This window comes from Protofrankia sp. Cr1, from assembly GCF_963555865.1.
Classification (GTDB): Bacteria; Actinomycetota; Actinomycetes; order Frankiales; family Frankiaceae; genus Protofrankia.
This window is the reverse complement of record NZ_CAUVXO010000043.1, coordinates 12773-13826: the sequence shown is the minus strand read 5'-3', so window position 1 is coordinate 13826 and position 1054 is coordinate 12773. Positions and strand designations below refer to the sequence as shown.

Genomic DNA, 1054 nt, shown 5'->3' with positions numbered 1-1054 from the left:
TGGCTCCTGCGATCTCGCGGTGGCACTGTCGGTCGTGGCGGCGGCGTCATCGAGTTGGCCGTCCTCCCGCATCAGTCTGAGGACCGCGCCGAGCAGGGCAACCCGAACCGGTGGATCCGGGTCGGCCACCAACACGGCAACGGTGTCGAGCCAGGCGCGTTCGACCACCGCGACCACCGCGACGGCTTCGGGACACGCACCGACCGCCTCCGCGAGCAGCACCGCAAGCGCGTGGTCGGTGTTCATCAGCGTGTCGACGGCCGCGCCATCCCCACTGGCGAGCGCGGTTCGCAGTGCTCCGGTCACCTGCTGACCTCGATGAACCTCGGTATCTCCGCCACACGATCAAGCGGCCACAACGGGAGCCTGCCGTCATCGCCCCGCTGGCAGAACTGCCGTAGCACCTGGTAGTCAGGGTCGGCGGTGAGCACCTCGCTCCCCTCGCACAGCTCGAAGTACTCGTCGAGGAAAACGCTCACGATCTTTGCCGACACGGTCTGCGCGGTCTCGCCGAGGCAGATCAGCAGCATGTCGAAGACCCGTGGCACGCCAGGCCGCAGGGACGGCTGAAAGAACGGCATGGGGACAAGCGTGGAGCCCGTCCGGTGGTACAGCCTGAGCCGCGCGTCGGGGTCGCCGTAGACATTCGGCTGGTGAAAACGCGGATCCTCGATCTCGGCGATCACCAGAGACGGCCCGATGGCTGCCCGCCATCGGGGGATGACGTCGGTGAGCAGGGTCTGACCGATGCCCCGGCCACGCGCCTCGGGCCGCACCGCGATATAGCTGAGCAGGAGTACCCCTGATCGGGGATAGATCTCGCCCAGCATTCCCCCCAGCGGGGTCTCGCCATCGAAGACCAGCGCGCCGGGACCCAGATCGCCGGCAGCGGCCTCACGCAGCTCGTCCCAGGTAATGAGTTCATCCGGTGGGAAGGCCGGTGTCAGCACCTCTGCGTAGAAGGCCTCCAGCGCTGGCTCGCTGACCTCGGACAATTTCATGATCTTCAAACCGTTCTGGGCACGAGCGCCGATCCACTGGGTCTCCCCTGGCC

At 67.2% G+C, this 1054-nt stretch carries 2 protein-coding genes; both read right to left on the bottom strand.

What is annotated here, in order from left to right; genetic code table 11:
- Positions 1-306, bottom strand: a 306-nt coding sequence (locus U9980_RS06490; RefSeq protein ID WP_322767105.1) for a hypothetical protein, incomplete at its 3' end; no start/stop codon positions are given.
- The coding region (locus tag U9980_RS06485) for a GNAT family N-acetyltransferase (protein WP_322767104.1) at positions 303-1054 on the bottom strand (752 nt) is incomplete at its 5' end. The genes U9980_RS06490 and U9980_RS06485, both read right to left, overlap by 4 nt.